Raw genomic sequence first — 536 nt, forward strand, 5'->3', positions numbered from 1 at the left:
TTGCAGCAGCGTTGACTGAATTCAGGGCTTCACGGTTTTCTTTAGCGTCTTTAGCTTTAACAGACAGGCGGATGCTGCGGTTTTTGCGGTCGACGGTTACGATAACAGCTTCAACCTCATCACCTTCTTTCAGTTTGGTGGTCAGGTCTTCAACGCGGTCGGCTGCGAATTCGGAAGCAGGCAGGTAGCCTTCTACTTCGTCAGACAGGGCAACAACGGCACCTTTGGCGTCAACAGATTTCACAGAACCTTTAACCAAAGAACCTTTGTCATTTACGCTGATGAAGTTACCGAAAGGATCACCTTCCAGTTGTTTGATGCCCAAAGAGATGCGCTCTTTGTCAACGTCAATCGCCAATACAACGGCTTCAACTTCCTCGCCTTTTTTGTATTTGCGTACAGCTTCCTCGCCTGCTTCAGTCCAAGACAGGTCAGACAGGTGAACCAGACCGTCGATACCGCAGGGCAGGCCTACGAATACACCGAAGTCAGTAATGGATTTAACCGCACCGGAGATTTTGTCGCCTTTGTTGTGG

1 protein-coding gene is annotated in these 536 nt (G+C 49.4%); it reads right to left on the minus strand.

The window, feature by feature from the left end:
• Positions 1-536 (minus strand): S1 RNA-binding domain-containing protein (locus tag ACTHUR_RS17610; RefSeq protein WP_440400014.1); only part of this gene is annotated, 536 nt, incomplete at both ends.

Source organism: Neisseria sp. P0021.S007 (assembly GCF_051956855.1).